The sequence below is a fragment of the Vibrio sp. MOR3 genome (assembly GCF_001557775.1).
Taxonomy (GTDB): domain Bacteria; phylum Pseudomonadota; class Gammaproteobacteria; order Enterobacterales; family Vibrionaceae; genus Vibrio; species Vibrio jasicida.
Genome location: NZ_LNRD01000011.1, coordinates 60,128 through 80,221 on the forward strand (window position 1 = coordinate 60,128; position 20,094 = coordinate 80,221).

Genomic DNA, 20,094 nt, shown 5'->3' on the forward strand with positions numbered 1-20,094 from the left:
TTGGTAGCACCAAAGCTGGTGCTACCGTTCAGACGCTTTTTTTGGAATTAGTACGCTGTTGGATCAGCGACTTGGTCCGATACTTCTAATGTATTTAGTAGGTTTGTTAGCAGGCTAGACGCACCGAAACGGTAGTGACGAGCATCAACCCAGTTGTCACCAAGGATTTCATCAGCCATTGCTAGGTATGCCGCTGCATCTTCAGCAGTACGCACACCACCTGCTGGTTTGAAACCAACAGATTCTGCAACACCCATATCACGAATAACTTCAAGCATCATGCGAGCGTATTCTGGTGTTGCGTTTACTGGCACTTTACCAGTTGAAGTTTTAATGAAGTCAGCACCTGCTTCGATACAGATTTGAGATGCTTTCTTGATTAGCGCTTCTTCTTTTAGTTCACCTGTTTCGATGATCACTTTAAGAAGGATATCACCACAAGCTTCTTTACATTGCTTAACTAGTTCGAAGCCAACTTTCTCGTTACCCGCCATTAGAGCGCGGTATGGGAAAACTACGTCTACTTCGTCTGCACCGTAAGCAACCGCCGCTTTTGTTTCAGCAACAGCGATGTCGATATCGTCGTTACCGTGTGGGAAGTTCGTTACAGTCGCAATGCGAACTTCTGGCGTACCTTGCTCACGAAGTGTCTTCTTAGCAATAGGAATAAAGCGAGGGTAAATACAGATTGCAGCTGTGTTGCCTACTGCAGTTTTCGCGTCATGACATAGCGAGATCACTTTTGCATCAGTGTCATCATCATTTAGCGTAGTAAGGTCCATAAGTTTCAGTGCACGTAGCGCTGCTGCTTTTAAATCGCTCATTTCTATCTCCGATCAATATTCAAAAAATTCACTACTCAGCTTCACATCACTTCTCTAACTATAATCAACAAGTAGAGACAGCGTGAGATTTTAGCTAAGCAGTCTATTAATGAACGGACTTGGTTCCCTGAAGACTCGGCATATACTGCGAAAAATCATATACCAATTGCTATCCTTGTCACCGCACAGTACCAGTTTGGCCTATGGCACAACAATCTATGATTGCGGTGTCTTTAATATCACATCACACAATAAAACGCTTGTGGGAACTGATATTGGAGGGCAATTCATTTGCCCATCGAGTATGTAATATTCACTCTGTGATTAAGTGGTTGTCAGAACCACCATTTCATGATTACTACATTATAGAGTTTCACCGCAAAACTGTAGCACCAAATAGAGCGCAAACGGTTTGTATCTCAAAATTTCCCAGCCCCTATTCCATCGACTGCGTAAGCGAATTGCATCGACCTACATACGATAAAATTTTCAGGCCTGAAAAACGAAAAATGCCCCGCAGCAATCTCTTGCTACAGGGCATGATTTAAAACGGCGTCTATATATTAAGAACCGATTCTAATTATAGTGCTGCAAGGCTAAGGCAGAAGCCTGCAATAGTCGCTGCCATTAGGTTAGACAACGTACCAGCAAGAACTGCTTTAATACCCATGCGAGCGATATCTGAACGACGGTTTGGTGCAAGGCTACCTAGACCACCAAGTAGAATCGCGATAGAAGAAAGGTTCGCGAAGCCACATAGTGCGAATGAGATGATAGCTGTTGTCTTAGCAGACATTACTTCACCAGTAGCTGCAACAACTTGAGCGCCTTCACCTAGGTAAGGTGTGAAGTTCAAGTATGCAACAAATTCGTTGATTACTAGTTTCTGACCGATGAATGAACCAGCAACAACTGCTTCGTCCCATGGAACACCGATTAGGAATGCTAGTGGAGAGAACGCGTAACCTAGGATAAGTTCTAGTGTTAGTTCAGGCATACCGAACCAACCACCGATGCCACCTAGCATACCGTTAACTAGAGCAATCAAACCAACGAATGCGATTAGCATTGCACCTACGTTTAGCGCAAGTTGTAGACCAGAAGCCGCACCGCCCGCTGCTGCGTCGATTACGTTAGCTGGTTTGTCGTCGCCACCGTCCATTGCTTCTTCGATATCTTCGTGAGGCTTATCAGTCTCTGGGTGAAGAATCTTAGCGAACAGTAGACCACCTGGTGCAGCCATGAATGATGCTGCTACTAGGTATTCTAGTGGAACACCCATAGATGCGTAACCTGCTAGTACACCACCAGCAACAGACGCTAGACCACCACACATTACCGCGAATAGCTCAGATTGAGTCATTTTTGGAACGAACGGACGAACAACTAGAGGCGCTTCTGTTTGACCTACGAAAATGTTAGCTGCTGCTGACATTGATTCCGCACGAGATGTGCCAAGCGCTTTCTGTAGTGCACCACCAAGAATCTTGATAACCCACTGCATAACGCCAATGTAGTAAAGAACTGAAATCAGTGCAGAGAAGAAGATCAGTGTAGGAAGAACGCGGAATGCGAAGATGAAACCGCCGCCGCCGAATACTTCGAACATCTTGTCAGAAACAAGACCACCGAATAGGAAAGATGAACCATCGTTACCGTAGTTGATAACGTTAGATACACCAGTAGAGAAACCGTTTAGTAGATCACGGCCCCAAGGTACGTAAAGAACAAATGCACCTAGGATAAATTGGATAGCAAATGCGCCACCCACAGTTCTAAAGTTGATAGCTTTTCGGTTATTAGAAAATGCAAATGCAATAGCAAGAAGCACTACCATACCGACTAGGCTCATAAACAGGCTCATAGTTTATGACTTCCTTATAAGTTATTTATTGGCGTGTTACAAAATGGAGCTATAAAGCGGGGGCAATTATACTCATCCCGAATCAATTAAAGTAATGCCACCCTCACACTTTCTTATAAGATTCATCATTGATTCACTCTCGTTTGTGAGTTATCTCACAATAAGAAGGAAAACGTTTTCGCTTTTAAACACCATCTTTAGATTTTATTCACATATAGAGAAGGCAGAATTGCTATTTTCCCATAGCTGAGACGCAATCGATTGCTTATTTTCTATATGCAACGCAGACAGCTCATTTAAGACATAAATGAGTTTTGAAGGGTGATTCGGTTCGCCCTGATAGCCAAGTATAGGCATATCTGGAGCATCGGTTTCGAGTACAAGATGTTGCAGTGGTAACCTTTGAATCGCGTCGCGTGTTTTGTTCGCTCTTGGGTAGGTAATTGTGCCCCCAACTCCGATAAGAAAACCTAATCGAACCCACTCCATCGCCTGTTGATAACTGCCAGAGAAAGCATGCAACACACCACCTTTCGGCAACTTAGCGACTTTGACCATTTGGATGAGACGATTGTGTGCTTTTCGGCTGTGTAAAATAACGGGTAGTTCGAATCGTTTTGCCAGTTTGAACTGTAATTTGAGCGCCTGCTCTTGAAGCTCGGCGGGAACCTTGATAGCAAAGTCTAAACCACACTCCCCTATCGCAACGCATTGTCGGTTGCGTGAGGAAAGCAGAGATTCGAGCTCAGGAACAAACTGCTCAAACTCTTGTTGTAGAAAATAGGGATGAAAACCCAGCGCGTAATAAAGGTGAGAGTATTGATTGGCCAGCTCTTGAATACGAGCCCAGTTACTCGGCCCGATAGACGGAATCAAGATACGCTCTACCCCTTGCTCACGAGCGAGGTCGACTTGGTGAGTAAAATCCTGTTGAAAGACGTCAAAGTCAAAATGGCAGTGGGTATCAAACAGTTTCATTATTTGCTTTCCCTTGCTCTGCTTTTTTAGCAGGCTCGTCTTCATGAACTGGGTCTTGTTTATACGGCACACAACTGCGCTTTTGAGCAGGCGTCAGCCCCATCTCTTTGCACCAATCGTCATAGCGTTTGAGCCCTTTCTTAAACCAGTTCATCACACTCCCTTTTTAGCTAATAGAATTCGCGTTGCGCCAAATAAAAAGCCGCCGTTAGCTAAGTGTATAGCTAACGGCGGCTTATGATCTAGTACGCAATATAAAGCGAGTTAGATTCGATTAGTGCTCACGAGTCGCACGGAAATCGATATCAGGGAAACGTTCACGCGCTAGGTTTAAGTTAACCATGGTTGGTGCGATATACGTTAGGTTGTCGCCACCATCCAACGCTAGGTTAGTTTGGTTCTTACGTTGGAACTCATCCAGTTTCTTCGCATCACCACACTCAACCCAACGCGCCGTTGCCACGTTAACGCCTTCGTAGATTGCTTCAACGTTGTATTCTGACTTCAAGCGAGCCACAACCACGTCAAACTGAAGTACACCAACCGCACCAACGATCAAATCGTTGTTTTGTAGTGGACGGAATACCTGTACCGCACCTTCTTCAGAAAGCTGAACCAGACCTTTTAGTAGCTGCTTCTGCTTCAATGGATCTTTTAAACGAATACGACGGAACAGTTCCGGTGCAAAGTTTGGGATACCTGAGAACTTCAACGCTTCACCTTGAGTGAACGTATCACCAATTTGAATCGTACCGTGGTTATGAAGACCAATGATGTCACCCGCGTAAGCGTGTTCTGCACGAGAGCGGTCACCCGCCATGAAGGTAACCGCATCCGAGATACTCACTTGCTTGCCTAGACGAACGTGGTTCATCTTCATGCCTTGTGTGTAAGTACCCGAAACGATACGCATAAATGCGATACGGTCGCGGTGTTTTGGATCCATGTTTGCTTGAATTTTGAATACAAAACCTGAGAACTTGTCTTCTGTCGCTTCAACGTCACGTTCAACCGCTTGACGAGTCTTCGGTGCTGGAGCCCACTCAGTCAGACCTTCTAGCATATGATCTACACCGAAGTTACCTAGTGCTGTACCGAAGTAAACTGGCGTTAACTCACCCGTTAGGAACGCTTCTTGGTCAAACTCAGGGCAAGCGCCCATTACAAGTTCAAGCTCTTCACGAACGCTTGCTGCCAAGCTTTCACCCACTTTCTCGTCAAGCTCAGGGTTATCTAGGCCTTTGATGATACGAACTTCTTGGATCTCATGACCGTGGCCAGATTCGTACAGAATCGTTTCGTCACGGTGAATGTGGTAAACGCCTTTAAACTCTTTACCACAGCCGATTGGCCAGGTAATTGGCGCACACATCATGCCAAGTTCGTTTTCAACCTCGTCCAATACTTCCATTGGGTCACGAACGTCACGGTCAAGTTTGTTCATAAAAGTTACGATTGGTGTGTCGCGCAAACGAGTAACTTCCATCAGCTTACGAGTACGATCCTCGACACCTTTCGCTGCGTCGATAACCATCAAACACGAGTCCACCGCCGTAAGTGTACGGTATGTATCTTCCGAGAAGTCTTCGTGTCCAGGAGTATCAAGTAGGTTAACCAGACAATCGTTGAAAGGAAACTGCATGACAGACGTGGTTACCGAGATACCACGTTCCTTTTCCATTTCCATCCAGTCTGATTTTGCGTGTTGTGCGTTACCACGACCTTTAACCGTACCTGCTTTTTGGATTGCGTTTCCGAATAACAGTACTTTTTCAGTAATGGTGGTTTTACCCGCATCCGGGTGAGAAATAATAGCGAACGTTCTACGCTTAGAAACTTCGCCTAAAAAAAGGGGATTTGACATTAGTTAATCTTCTAAATTACTTTCATGCTCACAAAATGGGCAAGCATATCTACTATTCGATATTGTGCGGTATTCTCGCTTATTATCGCTATGCTAGCAAACTGGAAAGACATGAACTCAATTTGCTCGGTTCATCCTCTCTTTCCCTAGGGCTCACATTCCCTAGCGCCAACAATGGAAAACTAGCTCCACACAAAGAGATGTAAAAAATTCAAAAAATTATTATTACATATTCAATAGCCTCGAAGTCAGATACGCATTTATAGCATAAGTGTTGATGAGGTAATTCGTAATGACTAAAAACTAAATCAAAAATAAGTAACTCATAATGATGGCATCTTCTTTGCCATTGCCCGTTTTAGCAGGGTAATAGTTGTAACGACGATCCACTTCATTAAAGCCCGCTTGTTCATAAATATGAATAGCTGGATGGTTACTTTCACGCACTTCCAACCAAGCGCTCTCTGCTTTTGCTTGTTCACAGTATTCAAGGAAAGCATCCAAAAGCTTCTGACCTAAGCCTTTTCCTTGTTGGTGCGGTGCTATCGCGATGTTGAGTAAGGTCACTTCACCCACAATATTCTGCGCATAAAAGTAACCCAATACTTGATGATCTTCCGTCATCACATGATGACAAGCACCTCGACTCGATAAATCTCGAACCAGTGATTCAGCCCAAGGGTGAGAGTGTGCTTGCTGCTCAATTTGCCATACTTGATCTGAGTGTTTAGCTTCCATCGGCGTAATTTGAATCGTCACGCTTTTGCTCCGTTACGAATACGAACAGATCTGCTGCCACAAGGCGCGACGTTGTTCGTTGTTGCCATCAATATCTTTCAGTAGTGGGGAAGTCAGTTGTTTTGCATTAACGCTTGCATCTACTTCACACCCAGCAAACCATACCCACTCCAACTCGTGCTCGCCTAAAGAAGATACTCGGCTCGGTTCTAAATACAGCGCATCGTCGAGCGAGAGTTTAATGCTCTTCAATACACGCTCAAACATCAAAGCTGTCTCGTTTTCAGGACACATTGGCGATACCAATAGGAGTTTACAAGAACTTTGCAAATCCAATAATGGCGACTGATAGCCTTCCAATCTTTCTGGGTGAGTCAGCTCCCATGTGCTGATCCCCATTTCATGTAAATATTGTTTCTCGTTAATTGACATCTTTTGTCACCTATTTGAACGAGGCAATCCTACCAAAATTTCGCATTTAAAGTCAGAGGTGTTATGAAGCTTTTCCAATCATTCGCAATCACATTGCTCGTCGCGACCACCAGCTTTACTACTTTTGCTAAGGATAGCAACGATGGTTGGGAGCTGATCGCTGAAAAAACCGTAAACTTCCAAACGGAAACTGATACGGTTGAGCCAAATGGTCTTTTCAAAAATCGTAAATTCAGCAAGATTAAAATCAAGTGTACTCAAGGCACCATGAGCATCAAGAACATGAAAGTGACCATGACTGATGGCAGTGAAAAAAAACTCAAGACCATGGTCGGCACTTTAACTAAGGGCATGTCGACGCGCGCATGGACTCTACCAGGCTCTGAAGATGCTAAATTTAAGCGTCTGGATATGGAATACAAAAGCTGGGGTAACATGACTCTGAATGCCGCAGGTATGAGCAAAAAAGCCAAAATCGAGGTTTGGGGCAAAAAACGTATCCAAGAGCAAGATTAATCCACGCTTTCTCTTTGCGCATCGACAACAAAGCCCGCTTTTTAATGCGGGCTTTGTTTCTCTAAGTCGAGTAGATAGACGGCAAACTACAACTCAGAAAACTCTGGTGAGTAATCAATACGACCTGAACGACCATCACACTGGCCCTCTACTAATTCAGCGACACGGAATGCACCTTGTGGAACTTCCCATGCACAGTCAAAACCCATCTCTTCACCAGCTTCAAAACCTTGACGAGCGTAGTATTCTGGCTCACCTAATACCACACAGACTGGGTAACCAAAATCACGTAGTGAATCGAAACCTTCTTTAATCATTTCAGCCGCAATACCTTGACGACGGTAGTCTTCATGTACCGCCAGTGGTGCAAGCCCTTGCCAAGACAAATCTTCACCGTTTAGCGTCACAGGACTAAACAATGCGTGACCAATGACTTCACCTTCATCTGTACATGCTACCAACGACAAAGTGAGCTTGCCGTTTTCACGTAGGCGCATCACTAGATTGGCTTCCGCCTCAGTGGGGAAAGCATGTTTCAATAGGCGGTCAATGGTCAGAATGTCCGCAGGGGCTTCAGTTCGAATAAGCATTCGCTACTCCGGTTTCTTGTGCTGGTGCTTGAACGCCTTTTTGAACAAAGTCAGCCAGTTGGTTCAGTGCAACCTGCATTGCTTTTGGTAACTGCTCTAAGTCGACACTGTCCATCAGGTTTTTCACTTCCAAGCCAAGCTCGGTGTCACCTTCAATAGAAAGGCGACGTTGGAAGAACAGCGTGTCAGGGTCTTCTTTACGACCAGCAATAAGTACTAGGTCGTTAAGGTTACCACTAAAACTCACATCTTCCTGAACCGGTTTCTCTGCTACCACTAACTTTTCATCTTGGTAGCTGATATACCATGCTAAGTTCAAGTCTTTAATCGCAACTTTTAGCCACTTGTCTTCAAGGAACTCAAAATCGCCATCTTCTAGGGCTTCTTTGAACACCATTTTTAGGCCTTCTAACAAGGCTTTTTTCTGAACAGTTTGTGGCAATAACTGGACTGGAGATCGCAAAATTGATGCTGCGTTCTTTACTAGTTGACTGCGAATCTTGTTTAACACGCTAATTATCCGTTACTTTGTCATAAGGTCGTTTATATTACGCAATAGAGTAATACCAGTACCTGTTATGTATCAATAAAACTGTTTGTTTTAGAAGTAGGCAGTTTTACCAACCTTAGCGTCGTTTTTTTGACCTTACGTGTATTATTGACGCTAAGTCGTGGATAAACGCTTTAATAACGGTATGTTCAAAGTTATAGTTATCAAAATAGCGTTTTTATTACACGGACGAATAATCAGGCTCATTGGAGATCGGTAACACCTTAATGCCTTCCCAGCAATTACAACATTGGTTTGCAACGCTAACCTCAAATAGCCCTTTCTTTTTTGCCATTCTTGATAAGAAACACAATTATCGAATGGTAAGTGATCGCTATTGTGACATTGCAGGCTTAGGTCATGATGAAATCATCGGCCTTAACGACAGTCAGGTATTGGGAGAGCAGTTCTACAAAAAGCTCGCGCCCTACTATCAGCGTGCCTTCAAAGGCGAGCATGTCGAAGCAGAAATCACACTCGACGAAACCGATCTCGAAACCAGTTTGCACTTCAGTCTTTCTCCGATTCACGAAGAAAACGAAATCCGTTTTGTGGTTTTTCATGCCGTCGATACATCAGAAAAACAAATTCTGGTTCGCTCTTTAGAAGAATCTGAAAGCAAGTTTGCCAAGCTCACCCAGCTCTTACCTGACGGTTTATTGCTTGTTGAAGATGACATTATCATCTCTGCAAACCCTGCTTCAGCTCGCTTACTGGGGTTAAACTCTCCCCACGAATTACTGGGTGAAGAGCTTACTCGCTTGTTCATTGATGAAAACAGCAAAAAGGTTTTCACCCATCGCATCAGCACGCTGTTATCAGAAAAGCCCTTTGTTTGTTTAACCAGCGCACGTTGTGGATTTGAACGTAAAGTCCAATTGCATGCGGATACTACGGCAATTCTTGGTAGCGAGTCCCAAATCATATTGATCCAAGACGCTGATGATGCGCCAAAACTACTCTCTTCTGCCACCAATGAAGACGCACACATTGATTCACTGACCAAGCTGTACAATCGCTTTGGCTTTACTAAACGATTAGAGCAACTTATTAAGAGCCAGACACCGTTACTGGTTTTCTACCTCGACATCGATAACTTTAAGAATATCAATGACTCACTTGGCCACCACATCGGTGACAAAGTAATTCAAGAAGTCTCCGCCCGCCTAAAACGCTCTTTACCTAATCAAGCTATCATTGGTCACTTAGGCGGTGACGAATTTGGCATCATCCTGCCTGAGCCAGAAAACACTCGCATGGCGGAGATTTTATCTGAGCGCATTATTTCTCTGATTAACCAACCTTTCGATCTGCATCATTTCAGTAAACGCCTAGCATGTTCAATTGGCAGTGTGCGTTACCCAGAAGACGGGCAAGACGCGCGCATTCTGCTACAAAATGCTGATACCGCGATGTACGAAGCGAAAGATCGAGGTCGTAACCGTCTGATTAAATTTAACGATCAGATGAACAAAGAAGCACGAATGCGTTTGTGGTTGGAGATCGAGCTACAAAAAGCATTGCAGCAAAACGGCTTAGAAGTATGGTACCAACCAAAAGTTAACGCCCGTGACTTCAGCATTAACGGTGCAGAAGCGTTAGTACGTTGGAAGCATCCGGTTGAAGGTTATATCAGCCCGGGTGCATTTATCCCCGTAGCTGAACGTGCAGGCTTGATTGAACACCTTGGTCGTGTGGTAATGCGCGATGTGTTTAACACCGTAAAGCGCTGGAAACTGCAAGGCATCTTACCGGGACGCGTGGCGATCAACCTCTCTCCAGAGCAATTTGGTAACCCACAACTGATCGACTACATGGAAAAGCTGCTGCGCACTACCGAACTTGACCCAAGTTGTATTACCTTCGAGCTCACCGAAAGTGCAGTAATGAGCGACAGCGAACACACACTGCAAATGCTTAACGCGATCAAAAAGCTTGGTTTTGCTCTGTCTATCGACGACTTCGGAACGGGTTACTCTTCCCTTTCCTACTTAGCTCGCTTCCCTATCGATGAGCTAAAAATCGACCGCGCATTTATCAACGACATCGATACACTCCCGAAACAGGTGACGGTGATTGAGAACATCATCAACCTTGGTAAATCATTGGATTTGACCGTGGTCGCCGAAGGTGTGGAAACCCACCAGCAAGCGACACTACTCTCGAACCTGCAATGTAACTCGATTCAGGGCTTCCATTTTTACCGTCCTCAACCTAAACACGAAGTTGAAGAGTTGTTTGCGCAAAACCGCCGTCATAAGAACTGATCTCAACTGCAACAAAATCTGAGTGTTACCCCTTACTCTCAAGGGGTAAATCTCAACTTTATTGAGCTAAACCTAACTTAGGTCAATTTCGCTATTCATAATTCTTCATAAAATGCGGGCACCTTTTTATTCTCTAAAATTGTGAGCATATGGAACTCTTGTGTCCTGCGGGTAACTTGCCTGCGCTAAAAACCGCGATTGATTGCGGTGCAGACGCCGTCTATATCGGCTTTAAAGACGACACCAACGCTCGTCACTTTGCTGGTCTTAACTTTAACGGCAAGAAGCTAGAAAAAGCGGTGCAATACGTTCATGACCGCAACAAAAAGATCCACGTTGCGCTCAACACCTTTGCCCATCCAAATGGCTTTGATCGCTGGACAAATGCCGTCGATAACGCAGCGGCTCTTGGTGTTGATGCTTTGATTGTCGCTGACATTGCGGTTCTGGAATACGCTGCTCGCAAATACCCTGAACTAGAATTGCACTTATCTGTGCAAGCCTCAGCGACCAACGTTGCGGCTGTTGATTTCTACAAACAAAACTTCAACGTGAAGCGCGTTGTACTGCCTCGCGTATTGTCTATCCATCAGGTAAAACAGCTTTCTCGCAACATCACCAGCGATGTCGAGCTGGAAGTCTTTGCTTTTGGTAGTTTGTGCATCATGTCAGAAGGTCGTTGTTACTTGTCGTCTTACATGACCGGCGAGTCACCAAACACCGTGGGTGCGTGTTCTCCAGCGAAATACGTTCGCTGGCAAGAAACAGAAAACGGTCTGGAATCTCGTCTTAACGACATCCTGATCGATCGCTACAGCGCCGGTGAAAACGCGGGCTACCCAACCTTGTGTAAAGGTCGTTTCGACGCTGAAATTGAAGGCGAGAAGAAACGCTACCACGCACTGGAAGAGCCAACCAGTTTAAACACCCTTTCTATGATACCTGAGCTGTTTGCGGCAAATGTGGCTTCAGTAAAAATTGAAGGCCGCCAACGTAGCCCTGCGTACGTAGAACAAGTAACGCGCACATGGCGTGCAGCGATTGATCGTTACCAAGCAAACCCAGAGGCTTACCAAGTAGAAGCGGCTTGGGATGCAGCGTTGGCAAACGTATCGGAAGGTACGCAAACCACACTTGGTGCTTACCACCGTAAATGGCAGTAGAGGTTAAGATGGATAACTCAATGAAATACGCACTTGGTCCGCTGTTGTACTTCTGGCCAAAGCAAGATATTGAAGCGTTTTATGAGCAAGCAAAATCAAGTTCTGCGGACATCATCTATCTAGGTGAAACCGTGTGTTCAAAACGTCGAGAGATGAAACCTGCACACTGGTTTGATATTGCGAAAGAACTGTCTACATCTGGTAAACAAGTGGTGCTTTCAACGATGGCACTATTAGAAGCGCCAAGTGAAGTCAACATCATGAAAAAGTACATCGACAACGGTGACTTCGCGATTGAAGCTAACGACGTATCTGCAGTTCAATTAGCTTCTGAACACAAAGTGCCTTTCGTAGTAGGCCCAGCGGTTAACACTTACAACGCCCACACGCTTAACTTGTTCCTAAAACAAGGCATGACCCGCTGGTGTATGCCAGTAGAGCTATCGCGTGAGTGGCTCAGCAACACGCTGGTTCAATGTGACGAACTAGGTATTCGCAATAAGTTTGAAGTGGAAGTTTTCAGCCATGGTTACCTGCCACTGGCTTACTCGGCACGCTGCTTTACCGCTCGTGCAGAAAACAAAGCCAAAGACGACTGCGAGACCTGCTGTATTAAGTACCCAACAGGTATCCAAGTCAGCAGCCAAGAAGGTCAAGAAGTCTTCAACCTAAATGGCATTCAGACTCAATCGGGTTACTGCTACAACTTGGTCAATGATCTCCCGAGCATGGAAGGTTTGGTTGATGTGGTTCGTCTAAGCCCACTCGGTATCAGTACCTTCTCTGAACTAGACCAATTCCGTTCAAACGAGAAAGGCACTAACCCAGGCAAGATCCAAGACCGCCAATGTAACGGTTACTGGCATCAGCTTGCTGGCTTAGAAGTGAAGAACATCTAAGCCCTTCTCAGGGTTTTCAAGCCAATAAAAAAGCGAGGTGTTAACCTCGCTTTTTCGTTTGCGTTTTTCGATTAAGAAACTTGAACACTCGGCTCTACAGTACTCTCATTCATTAACTTCTTAATATCACGCCACAACATACTCATCACCACTAAGCTCAAAGCAATGTTAGACAGTGGGAATGCAATCCAAATACCAGTTACACCAAATAGCTTGGGCATAATAAACAAGAACGGTAATTGGATAACCATGTTGCCAATGGTCACAAACATGGCTTTGCTGCCTTTGTTCACCGATTGGTAGTACGCCGCAGCAACCACTAAGAAACCATCCAAGAACAATGCAAACATATGGAGGCGAATGCCGACTACTGTCGCATCAATCAGGTTTTGATCGGCATTGTTGAACACCGAGACAAACTCATACGGGAAGATGTTCATCAAAATAACAAACGCGACACCACCGAGCACTGACGTGCCCATTGCGACCTTCAACAGCTTACGAATATTGTCTTGGTTGCGTGCGCCATGGTTATAGCTCACTAAAGGCTGCATACCATTAGCAATGCCTTCCGCGATCAAGTAGTAGACCGTAACGATATAACCCAAGATGGCGTAAGCACCAATTAGCAGAGCGCTACCATACTGAGCAAACAGCGCGTTGTGCAGCGCGACCATCATTGAGCCGTATGCGTACATGAAGAAGCTTGATGTGCCGATCATGACAATCTTAGGGATAACATCAAACTGCATCTTCAAGTCACTGAAAGACAAACGCATGTTGGCTCTTGAAGTAAAGAAGTATCCCACACCAAGAATGGTGACCACCATCTGTGCTAACGCAGTCGCAATCGCTGCACCTTCAAGCTCCCAACCAAGCCAAGCAATAAACAAGTAATCAAGCACGATATTGATCACGGCACCAATCACCATCAAGATGGTGGCTAAGTTCGGGCTATCATCGTTACGCAGCAAAAACGGCACTGCGATTGAACCTAACGAGAACACACACGCCACGCTTAAGATGTGCAGGTACTGCAAACCAAGTTCGTATACTCGCCCTTCAGCCCCTTGCCAACCAATAAAGTCATCAGCGAAGAAGAACAAAGTTGTTGCTACGACAGGCATCAAAGCAACTAAAAGCAAAAGACCAGTTGAAAGAATACGTTTAGCACCTTCACTGTCTTTTTCACCTTGTTTGATAGAGGCGAGTGCACCCGTACCTACGCCCACCATCATACCAATACCAAGTATCGAGCCAATGATCGGCCAGGCTACATTGATCCCGGCTAATCCATCAGCCCCTACATAACGACCGATAAAAATGCCATCTACGACTTGATATAAGCCGTTGACCAACATGGCTGCAACGGTCGGAATTGTGTATTTCCAAAACTGTTTATATATAGAGTTTTGCATGACTACCACCAATAGTTAGCAAGGCTAACTAAATAGATAAAAGAATAAAATGTATGTTTAGTTTCCGAGCGCTTTATCCAGTAGCGCTTTCAGTTGCTGTGCTTCTTGTTTATCAAGTTTACGCACGAGTTGCTCAGAAATATCCTTGTAAACCACTTGCTCTAACGACATTTCTTGAATGACTTCTTCCGTTAAAAGAACACGCTTTGAACGTGCATCTTCATTACAAGCAATGCGTTGTACTAATCCTTTTTTCTCCAAACGAACCACCATGTTAGAAGCGGAAGGTTTTGTCACCTGAAGATCCTCAGCAAGGTCCGTAATTCGAACTCCCTCTGGGTAAAGCTGGATCACTCGTAGATAATCAAACTCGTTAAAGCTCAAATGAGAAAGCGGATCTTCCTTGGCATAAACACGCCACGCTTTTGCACAAAAACGTTCCAAATCAATCAAGCTTTTTTCTAATGCCATTGAGTACAATCCATTTAGTTAGCAAGGCTAACTATTTTAGTGAAGAGGTTCAAAATCTTCAAGCACAAAAAAGCCGCTCTAAGTGAGCGGCCTTCTGTTATTTTGCTTCTTCTTTTTGTTGCTCGGCTTTGAGTTTAGCCAGCTGTTCTTGTTGTAGCCTATCGTATATTTGAGCCAACTCTAGAAAAGAGTAACGATGCTCAACATACTCATACACATTGAAAGAAATCGCCAATTTATACAAGGCAATGGCATCAGCCACATCCCCTTCCAGTTGATAGCGCTTACCTAAATAAAAGTAGGTTTCTGTCAGGCGCTCCGCAAGGCGGTAATTTTCACGCGTGCCATCCATAATAGCTTTAAGTGCGGCATCATCTGACACATCACGAAGCATAATGGCAACAAGCACCCATCCCCACTCTTCGCTGCGATCACGTTGGTAGCGTTTTTCTAAGTTCGCTTTCGCTTGCTCAGGGTTTTGCTCTGCTTCTATGATGTATAACCATAATGCACGGAATGGGTCACTAGGCATCTCTTCGTAGTGCTTAGTCATGTCCTCTAAAGCAAGATCAATTCGACCGCCGTAGTACAACGCAATGGCTCGATTACGTTCTGCGTAAGAGTTTTCTGGTGCTAATTCTAGCGTTGAGTCAAAGGCTTCATAAGCCGCATCAAACTCACCTACCTGAGTAAAGTACACCCCAAGTAAGTTAAATATATCAGGTTGAGCAGGGTTTAATTGTAGAGACTGGTTGAAGTCCAAACGAGCAAGATCACGAAGACCAACGCTGTCGTAGTAGTTACCACGTTCGTAATGCATTTTTGCGCGCACTTCATCACTTAGGTCAGGGCGTTGTAAAAGCTGAGACAGACGCGCGATCTGAACCTCTTGTTGAACACTCGGCTGCAGAGGAACTGCCATCGGTGGATAGATCCATTTCTCCGATGATTGTTGAGATGTATTAGCACAACCGGTCAGCGCGATAGCAACACATAAACTTGCGGTTTGAAACCATTTCACTAATTAGTACTCCTGTTTGGACCGCTCTGGGTCTGTTTCTCTTTTATGCACTATAGGATAGTTAACCTCATTTGAGGGTAAATACTTCGAAACAAACCAAAAAAAAGGGAGCGAAAATGCTCCCCTTTTATAGCATGCTTTCAGGCTCTTAAGCTAATAAAAGACCAAAAGTCGAAACTAAGATTACTCACCTTTCGCTTCAGATGCGTCAGACGCCTCTTCTGCTGGCTTCTCTACTGCTTCTTTCATGCTTAGACGTACACGGCCTTGACGGTCGATTTCAAGAACTTTAACTTGAACTTCTTGACCTTCAGCTAGGTAGTCAGACACTTTCTCAACACGCTTCTCAGCGATTTGTGAGATATGTACTAGACCATCTTTACCTGGAAGGATAGTAACGAATGCACCAAAGTCTGCTAGACGAGCTACTTTACCAGTGTAGATACGGCCTACTTCAACTTCAGCAGTGATCTCTTCGATACGGCGGATAGCTTCTTTCGCTGCAGCACCTTCAGTTGCTGCAATCTTGATAGTACCGTCGTCTTCGATTTCGATAGTTGTACCAGTTTCTTCCGTTAGAGCACGGATAACTGCACCACCTTTACCGATAACGTCTTTGATCTTCTCTGAGCTGATCTTCATTGTATGAATGCGAGGAGCAAATTCAGAGATGTCTTCACGAGCACCAGAGATTGCTTCATCCATTACAGATAGGATGTGCTTACGTGCACCTTGAGCTTGGTTAAGCGCAATTTGCATGATCTCTTTGGTGATACCTTCGATCTTGATGTCCATTTGAAGTGCAGTGATACCAGATTGAGTACCTGCTACTTTAAAGTCCATGTCGCCTAGGTGGTCTTCGTCACCAAGGATGTCAGAAAGAACAACGAAATCGTCACCTTCTTTAACAAGACCCATTGCGATACCCGCAACAGAAGACTTGATTGGCACACCTGCATCCATAAGAGCAAGAGAAGTACCACATACAGAAGCCATTGATGAAGAACCGTTAGATTCTGTGATTTCTGATACAACACGTACTGTGTATGGGAACTCATCTACAGATGGCATTACTGCAGCGATACCACGCTTAGCCAGTTTACCGTGGCCGATTTCACGACGCTTTGGAGAACCTACAAAACCAGTTTCACCTACACAGTATGGAGGGAAGTTGTAGTGTAGTAGGAAGTGATCTTTACGCTCACCAGTTAGCTCATCAATGATTTGAGCATCACGTTGTGTACCTAGAGTCGCTGTAACGATCGCCTGAGTTTCACCACGAGTGAATAGCGCGCTACCGTGAGTACGTGGAAGAACGCCAGTACGTACGTCTAGCGCACGAACCATGTCTTTCTCACGACCATCGATACGTGGGTTACCAGCGATGATGCTACGACGTACAACTGTCTTCTCTAGATCGTGGAAGATAGTGTGGATTTCTTTTGTGTTCGCTTCTGGATCTTCAGCAAGTAGCACTTCGTTTACTTCTGCCGCGATTTCGTGAATGCGGTCGTAACGAGCCATCTTTTCTGTGATTTGGTAAGCTTCAACAAGTTTCGCTTCTGCTAGCTCAGCAATCTTGTTGTTAAGCGCAGTGTTCTCTTCAGGAGCAACCCAATCCCAAGCCGGAGTAGCAACTTCAGCTTTGAATTCGTTAATCGCGTTGATAACAACTTGTTGTTGGTCGTGACCGTAAACAACCGCAGCTAGCATTTCTTCTTCAGTTAGGTTGTCTGCTTCTGATTCAACCATTAGTACCGCAGATTCTGTACCTGCAACCACTAGGTCTAGCTTAGATGCATCTAGCTCTGTGTTGCTTGGGTTTAGAACAAGTTGGCCATCAACGTGACCAACACGCGCAGCACCGATAGGACCGTTGAACGGGATACCAGAGATAGCAAGCGCAGCAGAAGTACCGATCATTGTTACGATATCTGGCTGAACGTCTGGGTTTACAGACATTACTGTCGCGATAACCTGAACTTCGTTTTTGAATGCATCAGGGAATAGTGGACGAATTGGGCGGTCAATTAGACGAGCTGTTAGCGTTTCGCCTTCAGAAGGACGGCCTTCACGCTTGAAGAAACCACCAGGGATTTTACCTGCCGCGTAAGTACGCTCTTGGTAGTTTACTGTTAGTGGGAAGAAATCTTGGCCTGCAACCGCTTCTTTCTTACCTACAACTGAAACGAATACTGCTGTATCGTCCATTGTAACCATTACTGCAGCCGTAGCTTGACGTGCGATAACGCCAGTTTCTAGAGTAACTGTGTGGTTACCGTACTGGAACGTTTTAACAACTGGTTTTTCGAACATTGTTATTCCTTGTTTCCGAGCGTTCTTTACGAATAAAGGCGCCTCAGAGTGTGTTAATTGACACTCAAGGTATTACGAATCGCGACTAGTAAAAATGGACTGAGTCAGACTGAAGTACACTTTTAATAGTCGCGACCTTTTGGTCGACTTGGTTGACTGTAATACGATGAGCTTAGTGAAAATCTCAAAACGAGATTTAGCCGCGTGTAGTATAACGGCATAAGTTTGATTTGGCTAAGTTATAGCAGCCAAAATAAGTAACGGGCAACAAAAAAGGGGCATAAAGCCCCTTTTAGACAAACTGCTATGCAGTCGCTTATTAGCGACGTAGGCCTAGACGCTTGATTAGGTCTTGGTAGCGAGCTAGATTTTTACCTTTTAGGTAATCTAGAAGCTTACGACGACGAGAAACCATACGTAGAAGACCACGACGGCTGTGGTGATCGCCTTTGTGTGCTTTGAAGTGACCTTGTAGGTGGTTGATAGAAGCTGTAAGTAGAGCTACTTGAACTTCTGGTGAACCAGTGTCGCCTTCGCCTTGTGCGTATTCTGCAACGATTGCTGCTTTAGTTTCTGCATTCAGAGACATAATTCTCTCCTAATAAGAGTAAGTTTAAAGTTGTAGCAGCCAATCTCTGATTCAGCCGCTACGCGAAGCGCGAATTATAGGGAAGTTTCCTTATCCGCGCAATACAAAAATACCGGCGATTTCGCCGGTATTTTCAATTCATTGGTGAGCTTATGCTTCGTCACGGAAAACCACTAAACGCTTTGGTGCCACTTTTCCGTCATCGTTTAGTTCAGCGACTCCGATGAAAAGTTTCTCTTCACCTGAAGTCATTCGAAGTGGCGTACCAGCAGGTGCGCCGAACACCTGTACAGGCATACCATGCTGAACAAGATTGGTAAGCTCTGCATTGAGGTTTACTTCTGGTAAATCTTCAACCGCAGTATCCATTGGTAGCAATAACGGATCAAGCAGCTCTTTTGGCGCAACTTCATCGCGATGAGCTTGCTCCAGAAGTTCGTTTAACTGCTCTAACGTCACCATTTTCTCATATGGGTACTTAGCAACACCCGTACGACGCAGCATCGTCACGTGCGCACCACAACCAAGCATTTCACCAAGATCATCAACGATAGTACGGATGTACGTGCCTTTAGAACAATGTACTTCCATCTCAACTTCATCGCCTTCAAAACGGTGAAGCACAATTTCGTATACCATGATCTTACGAGACTCACGTGGTACTTCGATACCTTTACGCGCGTACTCATACAATGGTTTACCTTGGTACTTCAATGCAGAGAACATTGAAGGTACTTGGTCTGATTCACCACGGAACGTGTCGATGCACGCTTCTAACTTCTCAAGGTTCACGTCAACTGGACGCGTCTCTACCACTTCGCCATCAGAGTCAGACGTATCAGTACGCTCACCCAACTTTGCGATTACGCGGTAGCACTTGTCTGAATCCAACAAGAACTGAGAGAACTTAGTTGCTTCGCCTAAGCAGATTGGCAACATGCCCGTCGCTAGTGGGTCCAATGCACCCGTATGACCTGCTTTTTCAGCAAAGAAAATACGTTTTACTTTTTGCAGTGCATCATTTGAAGAAATACCTGTTGGTTTGTCCAACAAGATAACGCCATTAATTGGACGACCTTTACGACGACGAGCCATTACTCTTCCCCTGCCTGATCTTCTTCGCGACCTGAATCTTGTTGTTTGCGTTTGTCTTCGCTCACGACTTCAGACACTAGGTTCGACATACGCATACCTTCTACTAACGTATTGTCGTAGTAAAAACGGATTTCAGGCGTTAGACGTAGGCGAATACGCTTACCAAGCATCATACGGATGTGCACTTCGTGCTCACGTAGTGCTGCTAGGCATGATTCTGGCGTTTGCTCACCCACACATAGGAAAGTAACGAATACTTTTGCGTAAGCAAGATCGCGTGATACTTCTACATCAGAAATCGTAACCATGCCTAGGCGAGAGTCACGAACTTCACGTTGAAGGATCATCGCAAGTTCTTTTTGCAGCTGCTGTGATACGCGCTGCGTGCGGCTAAATTCTTTTGACATATTCATTCTCTTAAATAGAAAGAATGGGGGGATGGTCAAGCCAGCCCCCCATGGTGTATTCAACAACCAATTACTATTTGTCTTTCAGACGT

20 protein-coding genes are annotated in these 20,094 nt (G+C 44.9%); 4 read left to right on the forward strand and 16 right to left on the reverse strand.

The window, feature by feature from the left end:
- Positions 1–47: 47 nt before the first annotated feature.
- The 7 genes from deoC to ATB76_RS19175 all read right to left on the reverse strand — a co-directional run bounded on the left by deoC (position 48) and on the right by ATB76_RS19175 (position 6,700).
- Complete coding sequence (gene deoC / locus ATB76_RS19150) at positions 48–824, reverse strand: deoxyribose-phosphate aldolase (RefSeq protein WP_038865907.1); 777 nt, start codon at positions 822–824, stop codon at positions 48–50.
- A 580-nt stretch (positions 825–1,404) separates the two neighbouring features.
- Positions 1,405–2,688 carry a NupC/NupG family nucleoside CNT transporter gene (locus tag ATB76_RS19155; RefSeq protein WP_038865906.1) on the reverse strand — a complete coding sequence of 428 codons (1,284 nt, stop codon included), beginning with the start codon at positions 2,686–2,688 and terminating at the stop codon, positions 1,405–1,407.
- Between the two features lie 204 nt (positions 2,689–2,892).
- Positions 2,893–3,666: a TatD family hydrolase gene (locus ATB76_RS19160; protein WP_038865905.1), complete on the reverse strand. Its 774-nt coding sequence runs from the start codon at positions 3,664–3,666 to the stop codon at positions 2,893–2,895.
- The gene (locus tag ATB76_RS28490) at positions 3,653–3,820 is read right to left on the reverse strand and encodes a DUF5363 family protein (RefSeq protein ID WP_158654985.1); all 168 of its coding nucleotides are present in this window, start codon (positions 3,818–3,820) and stop codon (positions 3,653–3,655) included. The genes ATB76_RS19160 and ATB76_RS28490 overlap by 14 nt, the downstream gene beginning before the upstream one ends.
- A 120-nt stretch (positions 3,821–3,940) precedes the next feature.
- Positions 3,941–5,530 (reverse strand): peptide chain release factor 3, encoded by a 1,590-nt coding sequence (prfC, locus tag ATB76_RS19165; RefSeq protein ID WP_038865904.1) that lies wholly within the window; start codon positions 5,528–5,530, stop codon positions 3,941–3,943.
- Between the two features lie 303 nt (positions 5,531–5,833).
- Complete coding sequence (gene rimI, locus ATB76_RS19170; protein ID WP_038865902.1) at positions 5,834–6,289, reverse strand: ribosomal protein S18-alanine N-acetyltransferase; 456 nt, start codon at positions 6,287–6,289, stop codon at positions 5,834–5,836.
- Between the two features lie 12 nt (positions 6,290–6,301).
- On the reverse strand, positions 6,302–6,700 hold the full coding sequence (locus ATB76_RS19175) for a DNA polymerase III subunit psi (protein WP_039976184.1): 399 nt from the start codon (positions 6,698–6,700) through the stop codon (positions 6,302–6,304).
- Between the two features lie 63 nt (positions 6,701–6,763).
- Here ATB76_RS19175 and ATB76_RS19180 point away from each other — a divergent pair, with 63 nt between their 5' ends.
- A complete protein-coding gene (locus tag ATB76_RS19180; RefSeq protein WP_042603165.1) occupies positions 6,764–7,216 on the forward strand; it encodes a hypothetical protein in 453 nt (150 codons plus the stop codon).
- 86 nt (positions 7,217–7,302) lie between these two features.
- Here the strand turns inward: ATB76_RS19180 and ATB76_RS19185 are convergent, their stop codons facing one another.
- Entirely contained in the window at positions 7,303–7,806 is a 504-nt protein-coding gene (locus tag ATB76_RS19185) for an N-acetyltransferase (RefSeq protein WP_038865898.1), read from the reverse strand.
- Positions 7,790–8,317 (reverse strand): SCP2 domain-containing protein, encoded by a 528-nt coding sequence (locus ATB76_RS19190; RefSeq protein ID WP_005431915.1) that lies wholly within the window; start codon positions 8,315–8,317, stop codon positions 7,790–7,792. Before ATB76_RS19190 ends, ATB76_RS19185 begins: the two co-directional genes overlap by 17 nt.
- Positions 8,318–8,583: 266 nt before the next feature.
- On the opposite strand from ATB76_RS19190, the gene ATB76_RS19195 reads away from it, so the two are divergent.
- The 3 genes from ATB76_RS19195 (at position 8,584) to ATB76_RS19205 (ending at position 12,685) form a co-directional block, all read left to right on the forward strand.
- Positions 8,584–10,623, forward strand: a complete 2,040-nt coding sequence (locus ATB76_RS19195) for an EAL domain-containing protein (protein ID WP_038865896.1) — start codon at positions 8,584–8,586, stop codon at positions 10,621–10,623.
- Positions 10,624–10,772: 149 nt separating this feature from the next.
- A complete protein-coding gene (locus ATB76_RS19200) occupies positions 10,773–11,786 on the forward strand; it encodes a peptidase U32 family protein (protein ID WP_038865894.1) in 1,014 nt (337 codons plus the stop codon).
- Positions 11,787–11,806: 20 nt separating this feature from the next.
- Positions 11,807–12,685: a U32 family peptidase gene (locus tag ATB76_RS19205; protein WP_038866052.1), complete on the forward strand. Its 879-nt coding sequence runs from the start codon at positions 11,807–11,809 to the stop codon at positions 12,683–12,685.
- 71 nt (positions 12,686–12,756) lie between these two features.
- Here ATB76_RS19205 and vmrA read toward each other — a convergent pair whose 3' ends face one another.
- The 7 genes from vmrA to rbfA form a co-directional block, all read right to left on the reverse strand.
- Entirely contained in the window at positions 12,757–14,103 is a 1,347-nt protein-coding gene (gene vmrA, locus ATB76_RS19210; RefSeq protein ID WP_038865891.1) for a sodium-coupled multidrug efflux MATE transporter VmrA, read from the reverse strand.
- A 57-nt stretch (positions 14,104–14,160) separates the two neighbouring features.
- Complete coding sequence (locus ATB76_RS19215) at positions 14,161–14,574, reverse strand: MarR family transcriptional regulator (RefSeq protein ID WP_038865889.1); 414 nt, start codon at positions 14,572–14,574, stop codon at positions 14,161–14,163.
- A gap of 97 nt (positions 14,575–14,671) precedes the next feature.
- Complete coding sequence (nlpI, locus tag ATB76_RS19220; protein ID WP_038878965.1) at positions 14,672–15,595, reverse strand: lipoprotein NlpI; 924 nt, start codon at positions 15,593–15,595, stop codon at positions 14,672–14,674.
- A 183-nt stretch (positions 15,596–15,778) separates the two neighbouring features.
- Positions 15,779–17,911 (reverse strand): polyribonucleotide nucleotidyltransferase, encoded by a 2,133-nt coding sequence (gene pnp, locus ATB76_RS19225; protein WP_038865885.1) that lies wholly within the window; start codon positions 17,909–17,911, stop codon positions 15,779–15,781.
- 319 nt (positions 17,912–18,230) lie between these two features.
- Positions 18,231–18,500 (reverse strand): 30S ribosomal protein S15, encoded by a 270-nt coding sequence (gene rpsO, locus ATB76_RS19230; RefSeq protein ID WP_005380094.1) that lies wholly within the window; start codon positions 18,498–18,500, stop codon positions 18,231–18,233.
- A 150-nt stretch (positions 18,501–18,650) separates the two neighbouring features.
- Positions 18,651–19,595: a tRNA pseudouridine(55) synthase TruB gene (gene truB / locus ATB76_RS19235; protein ID WP_061035960.1), complete on the reverse strand. Its 945-nt coding sequence runs from the start codon at positions 19,593–19,595 to the stop codon at positions 18,651–18,653.
- On the reverse strand, positions 19,595–20,002 hold the full coding sequence (gene rbfA / locus ATB76_RS19240; RefSeq protein ID WP_005449148.1) for a 30S ribosome-binding factor RbfA: 408 nt from the start codon (positions 20,000–20,002) through the stop codon (positions 19,595–19,597). Before rbfA ends, truB begins: the two co-directional genes overlap by 1 nt.
- Between the last annotated feature and the right edge of the window lie 92 nt (positions 20,003–20,094).

Coding starts and splice junctions, on each gene's coding strand:
- rbfA (WP_005449148.1), bottom strand. CDS start 20,002: ATGTCAAAAGAATTTAGCCGCACGCAGCGCGTATCACAGCAGCTGCAA.
- rpsO (WP_005380094.1), bottom strand. CDS start 18,500: ATGTCTCTGAATGCAGAAACTAAAGCAGCAATCGTTGCAGAATACGCA.
- ATB76_RS19160 (WP_038865905.1), bottom strand. CDS start 3,666: ATGAAACTGTTTGATACCCACTGCCATTTTGACTTTGACGTCTTTCAA.
- ATB76_RS28490 (WP_158654985.1), bottom strand. CDS start 3,820: ATGAACTGGTTTAAGAAAGGGCTCAAACGCTATGACGATTGGTGCAAA.
- pnp (WP_038865885.1), bottom strand. CDS start 17,911: ATGTTCGAAAAACCAGTTGTTAAAACGTTCCAGTACGGTAACCACACA.
- ATB76_RS19195 (WP_038865896.1), top strand. CDS start 8,584: ATGCCTTCCCAGCAATTACAACATTGGTTTGCAACGCTAACCTCAAAT.
- ATB76_RS19180 (WP_042603165.1), top strand. CDS start 6,764: ATGAAGCTTTTCCAATCATTCGCAATCACATTGCTCGTCGCGACCACC.
- ATB76_RS19175 (WP_039976184.1), bottom strand. CDS start 6,700: ATGTCAATTAACGAGAAACAATATTTACATGAAATGGGGATCAGCACA.
- ATB76_RS19185 (WP_038865898.1), bottom strand. CDS start 7,806: ATGCTTATTCGAACTGAAGCCCCTGCGGACATTCTGACCATTGACCGC.
- ATB76_RS19205 (WP_038866052.1), top strand. CDS start 11,807: ATGAAATACGCACTTGGTCCGCTGTTGTACTTCTGGCCAAAGCAAGAT.
- truB (WP_061035960.1), bottom strand. CDS start 19,595: ATGGCTCGTCGTCGTAAAGGTCGTCCAATTAATGGCGTTATCTTGTTG.
- prfC (WP_038865904.1), bottom strand. CDS start 5,530: ATGTCAAATCCCCTTTTTTTAGGCGAAGTTTCTAAGCGTAGAACGTTC.
- deoC (WP_038865907.1), bottom strand. CDS start 824: ATGAGCGATTTAAAAGCAGCAGCGCTACGTGCACTGAAACTTATGGAC.
- ATB76_RS19215 (WP_038865889.1), bottom strand. CDS start 14,574: ATGGCATTAGAAAAAAGCTTGATTGATTTGGAACGTTTTTGTGCAAAA.
- ATB76_RS19200 (WP_038865894.1), top strand. CDS start 10,773: ATGGAACTCTTGTGTCCTGCGGGTAACTTGCCTGCGCTAAAAACCGCG.
- vmrA (WP_038865891.1), bottom strand. CDS start 14,103: ATGCAAAACTCTATATATAAACAGTTTTGGAAATACACAATTCCGACC.
- ATB76_RS19155 (WP_038865906.1), bottom strand. CDS start 2,688: ATGAGCCTGTTTATGAGCCTAGTCGGTATGGTAGTGCTTCTTGCTATT.